13 protein-coding genes and 1 tRNA gene are annotated in these 17,837 nt (G+C 71.8%); 1 reads left to right on the forward strand and 13 read right to left on the reverse strand.

Annotated elements, in window-relative coordinates:
- Window positions 1–338: 338 nt before the first annotated feature.
- Window positions 339–1,817, reverse strand: coding sequence for an MFS transporter (locus tag AB0C99_RS18770; protein WP_362476171.1), 1,479 nt, complete (start codon window positions 1,815–1,817; stop codon window positions 339–341).
- A gap of 180 nt (window positions 1,818–1,997) precedes the next feature.
- Between AB0C99_RS18770 and AB0C99_RS18775 the strand changes: the two genes are divergently transcribed.
- Window positions 1,998–2,072 (forward strand) — tRNA-Cys (locus AB0C99_RS18775).
- Between the two features lie 71 nt (window positions 2,073–2,143).
- On the opposite strand, the gene mycP (AB0C99_RS18780) is transcribed toward AB0C99_RS18775, so the two are convergent.
- The 12 genes from mycP (AB0C99_RS18780) to AB0C99_RS18835 all read right to left on the reverse strand — a co-directional run bounded on the left by mycP (AB0C99_RS18780) (window position 2,144) and on the right by AB0C99_RS18835 (window position 17,785).
- Window positions 2,144–3,412: a type VII secretion-associated serine protease mycosin gene (gene mycP, locus AB0C99_RS18780; protein ID WP_362476173.1), complete on the reverse strand. Its 1,269-nt coding sequence runs from the start codon at window positions 3,410–3,412 to the stop codon at window positions 2,144–2,146.
- Window positions 3,413–3,429: 17 nt separating this feature from the next.
- Window positions 3,430–5,019, reverse strand: coding sequence for a hypothetical protein (locus tag AB0C99_RS18785; protein WP_362476175.1), 1,590 nt, complete (start codon window positions 5,017–5,019; stop codon window positions 3,430–3,432).
- A gap of 57 nt (window positions 5,020–5,076) precedes the next feature.
- Window positions 5,077–5,586 (reverse strand): hypothetical protein, encoded by a 510-nt coding sequence (locus AB0C99_RS18790; RefSeq protein WP_362476177.1) that lies wholly within the window; start codon window positions 5,584–5,586, stop codon window positions 5,077–5,079.
- A 178-nt stretch (window positions 5,587–5,764) separates the two neighbouring features.
- Window positions 5,765–6,463 (reverse strand): hypothetical protein, encoded by a 699-nt coding sequence (locus tag AB0C99_RS18795; protein WP_362476179.1) that lies wholly within the window; start codon window positions 6,461–6,463, stop codon window positions 5,765–5,767.
- A complete protein-coding gene (locus tag AB0C99_RS18800; RefSeq protein WP_362476181.1) occupies window positions 6,460–8,784 on the reverse strand; it encodes a hypothetical protein in 2,325 nt (774 codons plus the stop codon). The genes AB0C99_RS18795 and AB0C99_RS18800 overlap by 4 nt, the downstream gene beginning before the upstream one ends.
- Before the next feature lie 6 nt (window positions 8,785–8,790).
- Window positions 8,791–9,207, reverse strand: coding sequence for a hypothetical protein (locus AB0C99_RS18805; protein WP_362476183.1), 417 nt, complete (start codon window positions 9,205–9,207; stop codon window positions 8,791–8,793).
- Window positions 9,208–9,553: 346 nt separating this feature from the next.
- A complete protein-coding gene (gene mycP / locus AB0C99_RS18810) occupies window positions 9,554–10,831 on the reverse strand; it encodes a type VII secretion-associated serine protease mycosin (RefSeq protein ID WP_362476185.1) in 1,278 nt (425 codons plus the stop codon).
- A gap of 154 nt (window positions 10,832–10,985) precedes the next feature.
- Window positions 10,986–12,335, reverse strand: a complete 1,350-nt coding sequence (mycP, locus tag AB0C99_RS18815; protein WP_362476187.1) for a type VII secretion-associated serine protease mycosin — start codon at window positions 12,333–12,335, stop codon at window positions 10,986–10,988.
- A gap of 41 nt (window positions 12,336–12,376) precedes the next feature.
- A complete protein-coding gene (locus AB0C99_RS18820) occupies window positions 12,377–13,894 on the reverse strand; it encodes a hypothetical protein (RefSeq protein ID WP_362476189.1) in 1,518 nt (505 codons plus the stop codon).
- Window positions 13,895–13,975: 81 nt separating this feature from the next.
- Complete coding sequence (locus AB0C99_RS18825) at window positions 13,976–14,518, reverse strand: hypothetical protein (protein WP_362476191.1); 543 nt, start codon at window positions 14,516–14,518, stop codon at window positions 13,976–13,978.
- Window positions 14,519–14,756: 238 nt separating this feature from the next.
- Window positions 14,757–15,410, reverse strand: coding sequence for a hypothetical protein (locus AB0C99_RS18830; RefSeq protein ID WP_362476193.1), 654 nt, complete (start codon window positions 15,408–15,410; stop codon window positions 14,757–14,759).
- A gap of 35 nt (window positions 15,411–15,445) precedes the next feature.
- Window positions 15,446–17,785, reverse strand: coding sequence for a hypothetical protein (locus AB0C99_RS18835; RefSeq protein WP_362476195.1), 2,340 nt, complete (start codon window positions 17,783–17,785; stop codon window positions 15,446–15,448).
- Between the last annotated feature and the right edge of the window lie 52 nt (window positions 17,786–17,837).

Genomic DNA, 17,837 nt, shown 5'->3' on the forward strand with positions numbered 1-17,837 from the left:
CAGCCGAAAACGGCGGGAGGCCCCCGGGCCCGGAGGGTGGGGGTGTCCGGACGTGACAGCGCCCGCAGCGAGCGAAGCGAAGCGAAGGACGCAGTCCGGACACCCCCACCCTCCGGGCCCGGGGGCCGTTGGGGGGACGGGGCGGAAGGGAACGGGGCCGGAACGGACCCGGAACGGGGCCGGACGGGCCGGAACGGAACGGGGCCGGAGGAACCAGACCTGGCCGGGCGGGCCGGGCGGGCCGGACCTGGCCTTACCTGGCCGTACCGGGCCGGGCCCAGCCGGTCCGCCCCGGCCCGGGCCTGCCCGACCAGCCCGGGGCACCCGTACGGGCCCCCCTACCCACCAACCGCCGCGCCCCCCGCCACCCCCCGCACCCCGAGCCGCGTGGCGACCCAGGCCCCCGCCCCCGCGACGACGGCCATCGGCAGGAAGACCGCGGCGAAGGCGACGGGATGCGAGCCTCCGGTGGCGGCGCCGGTGGCGGCGTGTCCCACGGCGCCACCGCCGAGCGCGGCGAAGGCGGCGCCGCCCGCGGCGAGGAGCAGCACGTTGGAGAGCCCGTCGGAGATCTGGAGCGCGGCGGAGTTCGCGCCCGCCTCCTCCGGCGCGGAGAGCTTGAGCAGCAGCACGCTGGTCAGGGCGATCACGATGCCCATGCCGAAGCACCCGAACGCCCAGGCCACGGCGACCGCCCAGGCGGGCACGGAGTGGATCAGCACGCTGGGCGCGGCGGCGATGGAGAGGGCGACGAGCACCATGCCGCCGACCATGAGCCGCTCGCGGTACGGCTCGGTCCAGGGCCGTGCCTGGATGTAGGAGCCGAGCGCCCAGGTCAGCCCGCCGACGGCGAGCGAGAGCCCGGCGAGCGTCGGGCTCAGCCCGCGCTCGGTGACGAGCATGAGCGGTACGAAGGACTCGGCGGCGATGAACGCGCCGGCGGCGATCCCGCGCAGCAGCACCACCGAGGGCAGCCCGCGGGCGGCCCGGTACGTCCCGCGGGGCAGCAGCCCGCGCACGGCGGGCACGAGCAGGGCGGCGCCGACGGCGGCGGGCAGCAGGGAGAGCCAGCGCAGCTCCTGCCCGGCGTACTGGAGCAGCGCGGCGCCGAAGGAGATGCCGAGGGCGAGCCGGATCCGGCGCCGGTCGAAGGGCGGAACGGGGGCGCCGGGGTCGGCGGGCCCGGAGGCGGTCCGGCGTATCGCGGGCAGGGCGAGGGCGAGCGGGAAGACGACGAGGACGGGAATCCCGACGAAGACCCACCGCCACCCGAGGTGCTCGGTGATCGTGCCGGAGGCGAGCGGCCCGACGACGGAGGGGACGACCCAACTGGCGGCGAACGCGGCCATGATCGCGGGCCGGAGGTGTTCGGCGTAGGCACGGCTGATCACCACGTACAGGGCGACGATGACGAGCCCGCCGCCGAGCCCCTGGACGGCCCGGCCGAGGATGAACAGCCACATGGTCCCGGCGGTGCCGGAGAGCAGCAGCCCGACGACGAAGGCGCTCATGCCGGCGGCGAGCGGGCCGAGCGGCCCGCTGCGGTCGGACCACTGCCCGGAGAGGACCATGGCGAAGAGGCTGGTGGTGAAGTACGCGGAGAAGGCGAAGGCGTAGAGCGGCACGCCGTCGAGCTCGCGGGCGGCGACGGGCATGGCGGTGCCGACGGCGGTGGCCTCGAAGGCGATGAGCAGGACCACGGAGACGATCCCGACGCTGAGCGCCCGGTGCGCGCGGTCGAGCACGCTTCCGCCGCCTACGGGAGGTGCCGGGGCGGCGGGAGGGGCGGCTGTTTCGCGGGGTTCGAGGACGCTCATCCCCCCAGAGTAAGGGCCGTCGCCGGAGGTGACCCCTGTCGCGAGGAGGAGAGGAACCGGTCCCTTGGTCGTAGGCCCGTGAACGCCTTGTGGCTGCCGTATGGCAGTCGTGTTGCACGCCGCCCGAAACCATTGAGCACCCGGACCACGGGCCCCTAACGTCGTACCCATCACCACCACGACCGTGTGCCCGAGTGGTTGAGGGGCTCGCCTGCAAAGCGAGTTACGTCGGTTCGATTCCGATCACGGTCTCCAGACGAAGGGGCGCCCCGAACGGGGCGCCCCTTCCGCACGCCGGGCCCCGGCGGCCGGCCCCCTCGCCCGGCTCAGCCCCGCCGCGCCCGAAGCACCCCGACCACGACGGCGGCCCCGACCAGCACGGCCGCGCCGACGCCGAGCCCGATCCACAGCCCGGTCCGGCCGCCGCCGTCGGCCTGGGCGGCGGGAGCGGGCGCGGCGGAGGCGGACGCGGATCCGGAGGCGGACGCGGATCCGGAGGCGGATCCGGACGGTGCCGTGGACGGGGTGACGGACGAGGTGCCGCCCCCCGGCCCGGCCGGGTCCGCGAGGTCCGCGAGGGGCCGCACGTCGGCGGGCCCGGGGTCCCCCGGCGTCTTGAGCGCGCGGAGCGGGCGGATGGCCCCGTACCCGATGTAGTCGTTGCGCCCGGCGCCGTCGTCGGGGGCGGCGAGGGTGTTGAGCATGACCTTGAGGACCTGGTAGTTGGTCCAGTCGGGGTGCTTGGACCAGATGAGCGCGGCGGAGGCGGAGGCGAGGGCGGTGGCGTCGCTGGTGCCGTGGGACTTGCAGAGGCCGGTCCCGCCGCCACAGGCGTGCACCATCTCCTCGCCGGGCGCCACGATGTCCACCTGGGGCCCGTGCTGGGACTCCTTGGTCCGGGTCAGCTTCTTGTCGATGGCGCCGACGCCGACGACCCCGGGGGTCGCTCCGGGATACTCGACCTCGTTGCCCAGCTCGGCGCTGTTGCCCACGGCGGCGAAGACGAGCGCCCCCTTGCCGAGCGCGTACGCCACCGCGTCGGTGAGCTGCTGGGACCCCCGGTCCGAGCCCAGCGACACGTTGATGACCTTCGCCCCGGCGTCGGCGGCGTAGCGGATGGCCTCGGGGACCTCCCGGTTGAACTCGAGCTCGCCGTCGACCTTGTTCAGGTTGCCCGCCTTCACACCGCGGACCCGGACCGGAAGGATCTTCGCGCCCGGGGCGAGGCCGAACGCGCCGTCGCCCCCGCCGCTGCGCCCGGTGCCCGCGATCAGGCCGGCCATGCCGGTGCCGTGGCCCGCGTAGTCCGTGTGCTCGTCGCCGGACTCGCCGGAGGCCAGGTCCTTGCCGTCGAGCACCCGCCCGGCCAGATCCGGATTCCGGTCGTCCACGCCGCTGTCGATGACGGCGACCGTCACACCCTCGCCCTTGCTGATCTGCCAGATCTCCTCCGCGTGGAGGGTGTCCAGGTGCCACTGCCGGGAGCGGATGGTCTCCGCGCTCGCGGGCACGGACGCGATGCCCACCAGCAGCATCCCCAAGGCCGCCGAGACGCCCGCCCGGGCACCGTTCCATCGCCTACCGCTGGTACGCATCTGCTTCCTCGCGCCGATCAGTCGATGACGGGCGGTGCCACGCGGCGCCTGCCCTGCTGCCAGGTCTCCTCGTCCTCGACCAGGTAGTCGGGACGCTCGCCGCGCTCCTCCTCGCGACGGCCGGCGGCGGGGACGGACCCGCCGCGGCCCACCGGCCCGGCGCCCCGGGCCGCCGGCTCGCCCGGGGCGCCGCCCCGGACCAGGCCGGAGCCGCCGGGTGTGAAGGGACGCCCGCTCGCGGACCCCGGCCGCTGCGGCCGGCCGCCCACCACGCCACCGGTCTCACCGGCCAGGCGCCGGCCGCCGCTGATGCCGCTCTGGGCGGCACCCGTGCCACCGCCGCTCATCGGACCGCCCATGCCGTGACCGGCCATGGGGCCGCGGCCCGTGGCGTTGCCGCCGCCGCGCCCGGTGGGCTCGTTCCCGATCACCGTGCCGCGCGGGAGACCGGCGGCGGGCCGGCCGGGCGTCCCGGGGGACCCGGGAGTCCCCGGGACCGCCCGGCCGCCGCTGATGCCGTCACGCGGCATCGTGGGCAGCGCTCCGGTGGTGCCCCGCCCGGCGCCCGGCCCGACCGACCCGCCCGGCGTACGGATGCCGCCGGCGGGCGGAGCCGTAACCGGCCCGCCGCCGCCCTTGCCGTACGGGGGCACGATCCCCGGTCCGCCGGGAACCGTGACCGGCGGCGGCGTCACACCCGTGTCCGGCCGGGTGACCGGCGGCTGGCCGCCCGTCGTCGGCGGCGTGCCGGTGGTGGGCGGCGGCGCCGTACCCACGCCGCCGTCGATCCCGAGGTCGACCGGGACCTCCGGGCGCACCACGCGCACGGGGCCGGTCGAGTCGCCGGAGGGCGGCACCGTACCGAAGTCGACCGGGCCCGGCCCGTCCCCGGAGGCACGCGAGCCGCGCCTGCCGGAGTCGGCGGCGCCCGTCGTGCCCGGCCCGCCCCCCGAGGACCGCTCCAGGTACTGGGAGTCGTTGCGCCCGCCGTCCTCGGGTACGAACGCGTCCGGCGGCGGCTGGAACGACGGCTGCTTGAAGTTCGCCATCTGCAGGCTCGACCACTGGTACGCCCCGGAGAGCCGCTCCATCTCGTCGGCCGCAGCCTGCCGGTTGGCCTCCTCCTTGGCCTTGACGGCGGCGGCGTCACTGCCCTCCGGCGCCATCTGGGAACGCGCGTCGCGCGCGATCTGCTGGGAGTCGGGGTCGTTGTGGTACTTCCGCGCGGCCTCCAGGTTCTCCTTGGCGGACGCGCTGCTCGTGTAGCGCGGGATGGCGCTCTTGGCGACGGAGATCGCGCCGGCCGCCTGCCCCAGCCAGTTCGCGGAGTGCTCGCTGTAGTCGGCGAGGCTGTGCGTGGTGCTCGCGAGGCTGTTCGCCCACTCCATGAACGCCTTCTCGGCCTCGCCCCGCCACTCCACCCGCCCCGGCCGGTTCTGCAGCGCCTTGGCGATCTCCCGCATCTTCGCGGCGGCCTTGTTCAGGCGGTCGCCGGCGTCACTCACGTAGAAACTGCTGGCCTCGTCCAGCCAGTCCAGCATCTGCTGGTGCGGCATGGCACGGAAGTTCGTCCCCCCGCCGCCTCCGGCGTTGTCGTTCTGCTCCATGAGCCGCCTCTTCCCCGTATCCCCGTACGCCTAAGATCCCCGCGACGCCACTAGCCACTAGCCGAGATCGCCACTCCCACTACCACTACCGCCGGCCGTCTCGGTGGCCTGCGGCTGCCCGTCGGGACGCGCGGGCTGCTGCTGCCCGGTCCCGGTGGCGTCCGGCTTGCCGGAAGGCGTCGTGTCGTAGCCGGCCTGCTTGTCGGCCTTGGTCTTCGCCTCGGTGGTCCGGCGGCTGATCTCCAGCATCCGGTACCGGATGTCGTCGTCGGTCCGCTGCATCCCGTCCTTGGACATGCCGACGGCGATCCCCATGCCCTCAAGGCAGTCGGACAGCAGCCCGGAGAGCCTCGTCAGCTCGTCGAGCACGCTCTTGTACGACGCGAACAGATCGTTCGCCTCCAGCCAGGCGGAACCACCGCCGCCGAACTGGGCGCGGGACACCGGCTCCGCCGCCATGTTCGCCTTGCCCGCCGGGGACTTCAGGAGATCAGCGATCATCTCGTCGATGCCCGTCTTGAACTCCAGCATGGACTCGGAGTTGTAACTGACGGCTTCCCTGCTCATGCCCCGCATGCCGTACCCGCCACCGGAACCGTCCACATAGGCTTCCACGCCCGGCACTCCTCCCCCGTGAGAATGGCCCACCCCGAGTCTAGGGCCCGACCGAGAACGACAGCAGCCCCTATACCGCGCCTGCCGAGATACCGCGCCCGCTGAGCCGGACGCGGGACCACGACCTCTCTCACGCCGTCAGCTCATCCGGTACGGCCACCGTGTTCTGACAGTCGAGGAGTTCGCGGGTGTACGCCAGCAGCCCCGACACGGACCGCCCGGTCAGACCGGGGTCGGTGGCGCTCAGACCTTCTTCGGTCACCGAGACCTCCAGGGGCAGAAGGCGCTCCTGTCCCTTCGCCGTACCGGTGAGCCGGCACGGCGACAGGACGGCCAGACCGTTCTGCCGCTTGAGCCGCTGCACGTACACCCCGTCCCCGGCCCGGCGCCAGTCCTTCGCGGAGGGCCCGGTGGTGACCGAATCCATGGTCAGCGTGGACCACGTCACCCGTCCGGCCAGCCAGCCCCGGGACCCGACTCCCGGAGCGCCCAGGAAGCACAGGTCGTGGCCGTCCCTGCGCAGCTTGTCCGTCTCGGCCGACCAGGCGCGGGCCTGCTGGCTCATGCGCGTCCTGATCCGGTCGGGCGAACCGCTCTCCGCCGGCGCGCCGTCGGCGGTCAGGAGCGTTCGTACGGCCGCCACGTTCGCCTCGCCGAAAACCTCTCGGCAGAGGGCGAGTTCCGCCCCGTCCTCGCCGCCGCCGCCCGCTTCGGCACCCCCTCCCGAGCAGGCGGAAAGGAACGCCAGGACGGAGACCACCAGGGCCGCCCGCCGACGCCGGCCGCGGTCCCGGGCCCTGCCCGCCGGGCCACTCGGTGACCCGCTCATGAGACCTCCCGCTTTCCCTTGGCCGCGATGACACCGGCGTTGTAGGAGTTCTCGGCCTCCCTGAGCATCGTGCGCCGCTCCTCCACGCTCATGCCCACCGCCTCCGCATAGCCGAGCAGCGGGACAGCCGCGCTGTTCCTGCCGGCCTGCCGGGCCTTCTCGATCGCTTCGAGGGCCTCGTCGTCGTTGTCGTACTCGTTGTCCTTGAGGTACCCCAGAGTGTCCGCGGCATAGGCGGTGCTGATCGACGAGCCCGCCGCCTCCATGACGAGGGGAACCGCGGTGACGGCGACGAGTCCCGCCGCCGGGCCGAGCACCACGGCCGAGCCGACTCCCACGACCACCGCCACGCCCGAACTGACACCCGTCTTGCGCCACTCCGCCTGCTGCTCCATCTCCAGGTTCCGTTTGTCCTCGTCGTCCTTGTAGTCCTGGGTGATCTCATTGATACGGGCCTCATCGAAGATCCCGTGGACCTTGGTGGCGTTGTGGGCGAACTCGAGCCCATCGGCCTTGTCACCGACCATGACTTTGAGCCCGCTCGCCTCGTAAACCTGCTGGGCCGCGGACAGGCTCCGGTAGGCACCCTCGTCACCGGCCACCGCGGTCATGAAACGCAGGCTCGCCACCTGGCCGAAGTCCGTGTGCCCCTTCCCGTCGCTGCTCACCCGGAACAGCTCGTCGCGCCGGGTCTCCTCGCCGGTTTCGCCGAACCCGTACGTGGAGTAGTTGAGGTCGTCGATGTAGGCCGCTCCCATGGATCCGAGGCTGTCCATCATCGACTCGTGGCGCTTCCTGAGCTCCGAGTCCGTCCCGTAGTCGTTGATGACTTCCCGCATGATCTCGGCCGATTCGGCGTCCCTGCGGAGAACCGGATTCGGGTCGTCCCACGCGTGCCCCGTGGTCGCCGCCTCCAAGGCGCGACCGAGGGCGTCCGGCATGTTCGCGGCCGTCTTCCGGGCCTCGTCCGGGTCGTGCCCGTCGAGGTCGGGGAAGAAGTCGTACTCCGCACTCTGGAAGTAGTCGAGGTAGCCGGTGAACTGCGCCCCGTCCTTGTCCGGATCGAGGTCGACCAGCCCTTTGGGCACGCCGTGCTCGTCGTAGGCGGTGGGGGCGTCCGTGAAGTAGCGCTTGGCCGCGTCCGGGCTGTGCCCCAGCGCCTCGAGCATCGACACCATCGGGTCGTAGCCGGCCCCGTTCACGCCGCAAGGGTTGAACGGATTCTTCGGCCCTCCCCCTCCGATACTCCGGTTGTACGCGAACGTATACGGATCCTTCGCATGCAACTGGGTGACGTGTTCGGCAATCGGCACCAGGAATTTCGGATCGTAGGTTCCATAGCGCATGATGCCGCCGAGCAGTTGGTATCCGAACGCCGGATTGTTGTCGTACTTGGCGAGTGGAATACGCTCGGTGCCCAGCCTCCGCATCTCGGCGGACCAGCCCTCGGTCCACTTGTCGCCTCCCTGCGTGGCTGTGGCCAGATTGAGGCCCAGGTTCCTCTGCAATGCCTGGACGTCCTCAAGGCGCTGCGTGTCCACCTTCGAGTAGTCGTAGGTATCGGTTGAAAGCCGACCGAAGAATTCGAGCGCGCCTTTCGGGCCGAGTCCGTCGTAGAAGCCTCTGGCGAACGTCTTCGATCCGCTGTTGTCGCCCAAGAGCTCGTTCAGCTGGACGAGCTCTGTGTGGGTGAGATCCCGGCCCTTCCTGGCCAGCTCGACCGCCCTCGCCGCCTCCTCCGCGTCGAGGCTGTCGTACTTCGGGGCGCTGAAGTCGTGCTTGTCGCCGCTGATGTTGGCCCGCAAGGCGTTGGAGCAGGCAGTGTCGGCGTCGTCGCAGTCTTCGAGGATCGCGTCGATCCGGCGCCGCATCGCCTCGATCGACTCGTTCTGCTTCTTCAACGCCCGCGAAAAGTCGGGATCGTGCCGTACCGCCGGGTCCTTCTCCAGGGGATGCGCGGCCTCCACGGTCCCGTCGCTCCTGACCACCAGCCCTTGCGCGGGCGCCTCGGAATCGACGATCTTCGCCAGGTCGTCCTTGGCCTTCTTGAAGGCGTCGTAACCGTTCTGAAGGATCTTGTGGACTCCCTCGGCGGCCTTCGCCGCGTCCTGGAACTCCTTCGCCGTCTTGTCCACGAAAGGCTTCGTGACCTCGGCGTTCACTCCCCGCCAGTACTCGTCCCGGGCCTTGGCTGCCATGGTGGTACGGGCGTCCTCGGCGAGGGTCTCCAGCTTGCCCTTCATCCGGAACCAGGCGTCGGCGGCGGCCTTCAGCTTGTCCAACGGAGCGTGGGCGAGATCGTCAAAGGTCAGCACGGCCACTCCCGCCTACTTCAGGTACTCGTTGATCTTCGACGTGGCGAGAGCCGCCTTGATGTCCGCCTCTTCCCTCGCGTGCGAGGCCGCGCTGTAGTCGAGGTGGTTGGAGATGTTGGCGCAGGCGTCGAGCAGGGTGCGGAGCTGGGACGACCAGGTGTCGTGCACCTCCGCCATCGCGGCGCCGGTCCGAAAGCCGTTCGCCTTGAGCCCGGTCGCGGCTTCGGCGGTCTGCGTACGGGCGTGGTCGCCGTCCTTCGCGAGCCGCCCGTGCAGGACGTACGCGGCGCTGCCGATGGCCCCGAGCCTGTCCTGGTCGACGCTCAGGTCCGCGTTGCCGCCGCCAGGCCCGGCGGTGACCTGATTGAGGCGCGTACCGACAGGGGCGGAAGCCCCCCGGGCCATGGCCCATTCCTGATCGAACGACATGCTCTCCCCCGAGCCGACAGACCAACTCCGAACGCGTGCGGGCGGGAACAGCCGCCCAAACCACGGAGAGGCTATGGGTCCTGCCGGGCCCCGCCCGGCGCCCGCTACCGGTCTCCGCCACCCTTCCGAGGCCGAGCTACCTCACCCCTGGGGCCCCACAGGGCTCCGACGTGCCGACGAGCACCTCGGCCACCTTCCGCACCCGGCCTCGACAACGGCGGGAATTCGTCCCCTCCGCCGACTGGTTTGCGGTTGCTTGGTGTTGACCCCAAGGCTTCCCATCACCTGAAGGGCACTCACGCTACCCGCCGCGCCTCATCACTGCGCGATTGCAACGCGCAATCTGTCAGCTTCCGAACGGCGGCTGCTGCGCGTACCCGCCGACGGGCACCGCGGCCCGGCGGCGTGCGCGCAGGACGACGGCTGTCACCGCTCCGCCGACCAGGACGGCCGCGCCGATGCCCAGGGCGATCCACAGGCCGCCGCTGCCGCCGTCCTTCTCGGCGGGTGCGGCGGCGGGCGGCGGAGTGCTCTCCGCCGGAGCCGGGGTCCCCGAAGCCGAGGCCGAGGGCGAGGCGGACGCCTCTGCGGCGGCGATGTCTGGCAGCGGGTAGACGTCAGCGGGGCCAGGGTCGCCCGGGGTGGTCAGCGCGATCCGGGGGCGGACGGCGCCGTAGCCGATGGAATCGGTGCGTTCCTGGCCGTTCTGCGGCTTGCCGGCCGTGTTGAGCATGACGCGCAGGACCTGGTTGTTGGTCCAGTCCGGGTACTTGGACCAGATGAGGGCCGCGGAGGCGGACATGAGGGCGGTGGCCGAACTGGTCCCGCTGCCCTCGCACAGCTGGGTTCCCCCGGTGCACGCGTTGGTGATGTTCTCGGCGGGTGCGGCGAGGTCCACTTGCGGCCCCGTCTGGGACTTGGCCCACCAGGACGCCTTCTTGTTCAGGCCCCCGACGCCGACGACGCCGGGGGTGGCCGCCGGGTATTCGACGGCATTGCCCTCGTCGGCGGTGTTGCCCACACCGGCGAAGACGAGCTTGTTCTTCGACAGCGCGTAGCGGACGGCCTCGGCGAGTTCGGGGCCCGGCTTCCTGGCGTTGGCCACGGAGATGTTGATGATCTTCGCCTCGGAGTCGGCGGCGAACCGGATCGCCTTCGCCATGCTCTGCGAGAAGGTGTCCTTGACCCCGTTCTTCGCCGACCACCGCTCCTCGCTGTACGGAACGCGGATGGGCAGGATCTTCGCCTTGGGAGCGAGCCCGAACGACCCCTGCTCGGCCCCGCGTGCGCCGGTCCCCGCGATCAGGGCCGCCATGCCCGTACCGTGGTTGTCGATGTCGTCGTTCTCGTCGCCTTCGAGGAGCGAGAAGTCCTTGCCGGGGAGGACCTGGCCCCTCAGGTCCGCGATGGACTTGTCGACCCCCGAGTCGATGACGGCGACGACGACGCCCTCGCCCTTGCTCACCTTCCACATCTCGTCGGCCTTCATGGCGTCCAGGTGCCACTGCTGATCCCGTACGGACTCCGCGTGGGCCGGCGCGGAGCCGATGCCCAGCAGTGTCAGGGCCGTGGCCGCCGCCACGAGAGAGCCGGGACCGACGGCCCGTCCACTGCTGGTTCGCATGCGCTTCTCCGAGTCCTTGGCTGGTGGTGGTGGAGGGCGGGATCAGTCGACTACGGGCGGGACGACCCGGCAGCTGCCTGCGCCCCGCTTCGCGCCTCTCTCGGCAAAGGCGCGAAATCGCCCCCCTCGCCCCCCGGCTGCGACGCGCGATCTGTCAGCTTCCGAAAGGCGGTTGCTGCTGGGGCGGCTGCTGCGGGTACCCGCCGTTCTGCGGCGGCCCGTACGGGGCGTAGGGCGGCGCTGCGGGCGCGGACGGAGGCGTGGGGGGCGCTGCGGCCCGGCGGCGGGCGCGCAGGGCGACGGCCGTCGCCGCTCCGCCGACCAGGACGGCCGCGCCGACGCCCAGGGCGATCCACAGGCCGCCGCTGCCGCCGTCCTTCTCGGCCGGTGCGGCGGCGGGCGGCAGAGAGCTCTCCGCCGGAGCGGGGGTCCCCGAGGCGGAGGCCGAGGGCGCGGCGGACGCCTCGGCGGCAGCCAGGTCCGGCAGTGGGTAGACGTCGGCGGGGCCGGGGTCGCCGGGGGTGGTCAGGGCGCGTAGGGGGCGGATCGTGCCGTAGCCGATGTAGTCGGTGCGGTCCTTGCCGCTCTTCGGCTTGCCGGCCGTGTTGAGCATGACGCGCAGGACCTGGTTGTTGGTCCAGTCCGGGTGCTTGGCCCAGATCAGGGCGGCTGACGCGGAGGCGAGGGCGGTCGCGTCGCTGGTGCCGCTGCTGTCGCAGAGCTGGGTGTTCTTGGTGCAGGCGTGCACCAGGTTCTCGGCCGGGGCGGCGAGGTCGACCTGGGGGCCGGTCTGGGACTTGGGCCACCAGGCGGCCGTCTTCGTCGTGCCCCCGACGCCGACCACACCGGGCGTCGCGGCCGGGTACTTGACGGCGTTGTCCGTGTCCCCGGTGTTTCCCACACCGGCGAAGATCAGCTTGCCCTTGGAGAGCGCGTACCGCACGGCCTCCTCCAGTTCGGGACCGATCCGGTCCGCGCTGGAGGCGACGGAGATGTTGATGACCTTGGCGCGGGAGTCCGCGGCGAAGCGGATGGCCTTGGCCATGCCCTCCGAGAACGAGTCGATCTGCCCCTTCTCCGTCCACCGCTCCTGGCTGTAGACGATCCGGATCGGCAGGATCTTGGCCTTGGGAGCGAGCCCGTACGACCCCTGCTCGGCCCCGCGCGCGCCGGTGGCGGCGATCAGGCTCGCGATCCCCGTGCCGTGGTTGTCGACGTCGTTGTTCTCGTCGCCCGGCAGGCGCGAGTAGTTCGTCCCGGGCAGGACCTGTCCCCGGAGGTCGGCGACGGTGTCGTCGACGCCGGAGTCGATGACGGCGACGACGACGTCCTCGCCCTCGCTGACCTTCCAGATCTTGTCCACGCCCATGGCGTCCAAGTGCCATTGCATGTCGCGCACGGACTCGGCGTGGGCCGGCGTCGCACCGATGCCCAGCAGTGTCAGGGCCATGACGGCAGCCGTCAGGGAGCCGGACCGCACGGCCCGTCCACTGCTGGTTCGCATCAGTCTCTCCGCGTCCTTCTGTCTACGGGCTGTCTACGGGTTCAGTCGACGACCGGCGGGACTACCCGGCGCCTGCCCTGCTGCCAGGTCTCCTCGTCCTCGACGAGGTAGTCGGGCCGCTCGCCGCCGCGCTCCTCACAGCGGTCCTCACCCGTTCGGTTCCCCGCACCGCGCACGCCGGCGCCGCGTCCGGCCGGCTGGCCCGCCCCGGGGCCCGACTGGCCGCCCCGAACGAGCCCGGTGCCGCCGGGGGTGAAGGGACGGGAGCCTGCCTGGCCCGTCCTCTGCGGGCGGCCGCCGACCACCCCGCCCTGCTCGCCCGCGAGCCGGCGACCTGCGGCGGCGCCGCCACCGACGCCACCGACGCCACCCGCGTGCGGGCTCATGCCACCGGCCGCGCCACCGCGCCCGTACGCCTGCTCGTTGCCGATCACCGTGCTGCGCGGGATGCCCGTGGCGGACCGGCCGCCCGCCGTCGGCGACACGGGCCGGCCACCGACGATGCCGGGCTCACGCGGCGGACGCGCGGCCGCGGTCCCACCGGGGCCGAAGGGCCCCGGACGCATCCCGGCGGTCCCGCCGCCCTTCCCGCCGCCGCCACCGGTCGGCAGCGCACCGGACCCGCCGCCCGGGACCGTGACGAACGGCGGCGGAGTCGTCTGGGTGCCGCCGGGGTACGTCGGCACCTCCGGCCGCACCGCGCCGGGCACCGACGGCGTGCCGGGGCCCGGCCGGGTGTCGGGCGGCGAGGTCACATGGTCGATCCCCAGGTCGACGGGGACCTCGGGCACGACCGGCACGGGCCTCGGCCGGACGGTGCCGCCACCGCTGTCGGCCGGCCCTCCGTCCGTACCGGGCACGACGGCGCGGTCGGGGACCGTGGACGTGGTCGTACGCTCTCCCCGGTCGCCGCCGCCCTGGTAGGAGGAGGTCGACGACGTACGGGAGGTGCGCGAGCCGCCGCCCGGGAGCGGGATGTGCCGGCTGCTGTCGACCCAGGTCGGGTCCATCCCCGACGGCGGCGGGAACTCCGGCCGCTGCGCCGCGTTCACCCGCTGCCCCGTGAACGTGTACGTCTGCCCCAGCGAACGCAGCTTCATCAGCGCCTCGATGCGGGCCTTCTCCCGCGCCCCGGCCGCCGCGTTCATGTCGTCGGTCGCCGACTTGACCTCGGTCTTGCCGGCACCCGGGTCGTGGCGGGCCGCGTTCAGGACGCGCTGCGCCGACGCGTAGTCCGTCTTCGCCGAGGCGCTCGTCCTGGCCAGGTCCTCGACTCCGCTCCGGGCCTGGGCCATCGCCTGCGCCGAGTCCTCCAGGGCCACACCCGCGACCCTCGTGTACTCGGCGAGACGGAACGTGGCACTCGCCGTGTTCGCGGTCCACTCGACGAAGGAGTCCGCCGCCATGCCCTTCCAACTGAGGCCGCCGGAGGCGCGGTTGTGCAGATACTCGGCGATCTTGGTGATCTCGGTCGCCGCGCTCTTGAGCTTGACCGACAGCGCGGCGGCACGCGCGTGCTGGACGGGAGTCAGCATCGCCAGCAGCTGCTCGTTCGTCATGCCTTCGAGCGATGTCGCCTTCGGTTCCGGCTTCTTGGGCCCCTTACCCATGCGTCACTTCCCCCGTTTCCGTGCGGTGCTTCACTGGTAGTCGCCGCCCTGCGCGTCGCCGCCGGCCGCGGGCACGTCGGTCCGCGGGGTCTCCGCGGAGGTGCCGTGCGCGGTCTGCTGGACGCCCTGCTTCCGGTCGTCGCCCTGCAGCGCGGTGATCTGCGTGTTGAGCGCCCTCATCCGCCTGCGGATGTCGTCGTCGACTTCGGCGTACCCCTTCTTGGAGAAGTCGATCGCGATCTTCATGCTCTCCATCTGGAGCCCCAGCACCTTGGAGAAGGTGAGCAGTTCGTCCCGGACGACGTTGTAGCTGGCGAAGAGGAAGTCCGCCTCGTGGAACCCGGGACCGGCGAGGGACGCCTCCTCCAGCCAGTCCTCGCCGATCTTGCCCGGCCCGGCCTCCGAGCCCTCGAAGGTCGTGAGCAGCGCGTCCACGCGGTCCTTGAGGTGCGCCAGCTCGTTCACCTCGACGGCCAGGCTCGCCGCCGCGCCGATGCCGCCGCCCAGCAGGGGGAGCAGGGAGAGCGCGGTGTCCATCGCTCCGCCGCCGCCACTGTCCGTCGCCTCCGCCATAACCGCCTCCCCGTTCGACAAGTCAGGAGTTCATGGTAGTCAGGACGACGGACAGCGTGCACCTCCGGGTTGCACAAGCAACGCAGATCGTATGGTTACGACTTGGGCACGACCGGGCATCGCTCAGGCCGCTCCGGGCCACGGTCCCGCGCCCGCCGGAGGCCGGTTTCGCGGTGCGAATGCCAGTGGCACAGGCCGTTCCCGGCGCGGGCTCAGGACGGACGTTCCCGGTACGGGCTCAGGACGGCCGGGCCTGGGGCCAGGTGGGGGCCGGCTGTACCGCCTTGAACACCGGCCGCTCCGGAAGCCCCGCGTTGTTCGCGCAGCCCAGCTCCTTCACCGTCGCGAGCGTGATCGAGTGCAGGACGGCGAGGTTGGCCTCGCGGGTGGCGGGCGTGTCGGGAGCCTTCCCGCCCGTCACCGTGAGGTTCCCCCTGATACGAACCGGGTCCCGTTCCGATCCCTTCAGGCGGGGGCTGACGCACTGGGTGAAGAGATAGACCTGCCGGTAGCTGGCATACGCCGCCACACCCATCTCGTACGGGTACGTGAAGGGAACACTGGCGATTCCCGGCGGCTCCTGGTCGTGGTAGAGACCGAATTCGACGGACAGCACTCTCCGAGCCCCCTTCTCCGCCTTGATATCGCACCGGAGCGCGCGAGCACTGCGGCGGACGCCGTCCTCGTAGTCCGTACGCAACTGCCCGGTCGCCTCGGCGAGCCAGCCGATCGTCGCGTCGGTGAACGTCTCCGTGTCGAGGACCCGGCGCAGGGCGGGTGCCGCGGTGGCGGAGACGGTCCCGTCGCACTGCTGCTCCGCCGCCGTCCGCTTGGGGCGTTCCTCCGCGGCGCACGCGGTCAGCAGGAGGGACATCGCCAGGAGGGGGCCCACGGCCCGTATCGCACGCCTCATCCGCTCATCGCCCGTCATTCCTGCTCGTCCTCTGTCTGCGGCAGGTTCCCCATCGGCCTGCCGAGCGCGTTCCCGTAGATGTATCCGTTGTTCCGGGACTCGATCAGCCGCTGTTGGACGTCTTCGTCCACGAGGCCCCCGTGGTGGGTGAGGAAGCGGGTCAGCGGCGCGTCGGCGCTGGCCTTCCCCTGGATGTAGTGGGTTCGCACGTCGTCGTGGGTCTTCTTCTCCCCCGCGTCCTTGTGGTCCTCGACCGACTTGTCCGACCAGTCGCCGATGACCTGTCCCGCCAGGGTCTCGATCGCACCGCTTCCCGTGTCCACGGCGAGCGGTACGAGGATGGCCGCGGCGCCCGCGGCGGCGGCTGTCGCGGGCAGGAGGGCGACACCGGCCGCGACGGCGGACGTGGTCCCGAACTCGATCCAGGCTGCTTTCGCCTCCTGTGCCTTCTCGTAGTCCTCCTGCGTCTTCTGCCCTTCGGCTTCGATCTGGTCGCCACGTGCCCGGTCCAGCACGCCCTGCATCACGCCGCCCGTCTGGGCCGCCGCGCTTCCCCGCCCCTCCGGGATCCCCTTGCCCTCGTCGAACTCGGCTTCCAGCACGCTGGTCACGTAGACCCGCTCCGCCGCGGACACCGTCGCGTAGGCGTCGGGGTGCTGCCCCAACGCGGTGAGGAACGACATGACCGGCGCCGCCATGAAGTCCCGGTGGGCCATGATCTCCTCCATGGAAGTCCCCTTCGGGCCGAAGACGGTCTTACCGACACCTTCGGACAGCGACCAGTTCAGGTCGTCGATATAGCCCGCCGCCATGGCCCCCAGGCTGTCCGCCAGCGCCGAGTGATGCTTCTTGAGGAACTCGGCGTCCCCATAGCGGGTGACGACACGTTCCATGATTTCGACCGTCACGCCGTCCCGCCCCAGCTTCGGTTCGGGGTCGTCCCAGGCGTGCCCGAGGGTCGCGGCTTCCAGGGCGTGGCCCAGGGCGTCCGGCATGAAGTCGCGTGCCTTCTTGGCCTCCTCCGGGGTCCGCCCGTCGACGTCCGCGAAGGAGGCGTACTTCTCGTCGGTGAAGAACTCCAGGTAGTCCTCGTAGTCCGGGCTAAGCGCGGAGGTTCCCCCCGGCCTTCCGTCCTCCATGTACGCCGTGGGGTCCTTGGTGAAGAACTCCTTCGCCGCCTGCGGGCTGTGCCCGAGCGCCTCCAGCACCGGCACCATCGGGTCGTAGCCGGCTCCGTTGGCTCCGGACGGGTTGAACGGGTTGCTGCGGAGCCCGCCGAAGCCCTTGTTCGCCGCGAACATCTCCGGGTCCTTGGCGTGGAGCTGGGCCACATGCTCGGCGACCGGCACCAGGAACCGGGGGCTGTAGTCCCCGTACCGCAGAATCCCGCCGAGCAGCTGGTACCCGAAGGGGGCGCCGTAGTCGTTCCTGGCCAGCGGGATCCGTTCGGTGCCCAGTCTGCGCAGCTCCGCCGACCACCGGTCGGCCCACGCGTCGTCGCCGCGGGTCGCCTGCGCGAGGTTGAGCCCCAGGTTCCTCTGCAGCTCCTGGACGGCGGCGAGCCGTGCCTCGTCCACCTTGCCCTGGTCGAACGTGTCGGCGGAGAGCCGGCCGAAGAACTCCAGCGCCCCCTTGGCCCCCAGGCCGTCGTAGAAGGCGCGGGCGAAGACGCCGGAGGAGCTGTTGTCGGCCAGCAGCTCGTTGAGCCCGGCCAGTTCGTCAGGGGTGAGGTCCCGGCCCTTCCGGGCCAGGTCGACGGCCCGCTGGGCCTCTTCCGCGTCCAGGCTGGAGTACTTCGGCGCCGAGAAGTCGTGGGCGCCCGGGTTGACGTTGGACCGCAGCGCGTTCGCGCAGGCCACATCGGCTTCGTCACAGGTGTCCAGGATGGCGGTGATGCGCTCCTGTAACGCCCCGATCGCCTCCTCTTCCTTGCGGATCAGGGCGAGATAGTCCGGGTCGCGGCGCAGCTCCATGTCCGGGGCGGCGATGGGCCGCTCCGCCACCACGACACCGGAAGCGGTCACGGTCAGCCCCTGCGCCTTGGCTTCCGTGTCGGCGATGCTCCTGAGGTCGTCCTGCGCCTTCTTGAAGGCGGCGTAGCCTTCCCGCAGGATCTTCCAGACCCCTTCCGCCGCCTTCGCCGCGTCCGCGAACTCCTTGGCGGTCTTGTCCACGAACGGCTTGGTGACCTCGGCGTTCACCCCGCGCCAGTACTCGTCCTTGGCCTTCGCCGCCATGTCGGTCCGCGCGTCCTCGGCGAGCCGGCCGAGTCTGGTCCTCGTCTCGGACCAGTGGTCCACCGCGGTCTTCATCCTGTCCAGCGGCGCATGGACCACGTTGTCGTACGTCAGCATCAACAGCCCCCAGTCACCTTGCCCGTCGGCGCTCAGCCCTTCGCGGAAGCCT

Source organism: Streptomyces sp. NPDC048659 (assembly GCF_040650575.1).
Taxonomy (GTDB): Bacteria; Actinomycetota; Actinomycetes; order Streptomycetales; family Streptomycetaceae; genus Streptomyces.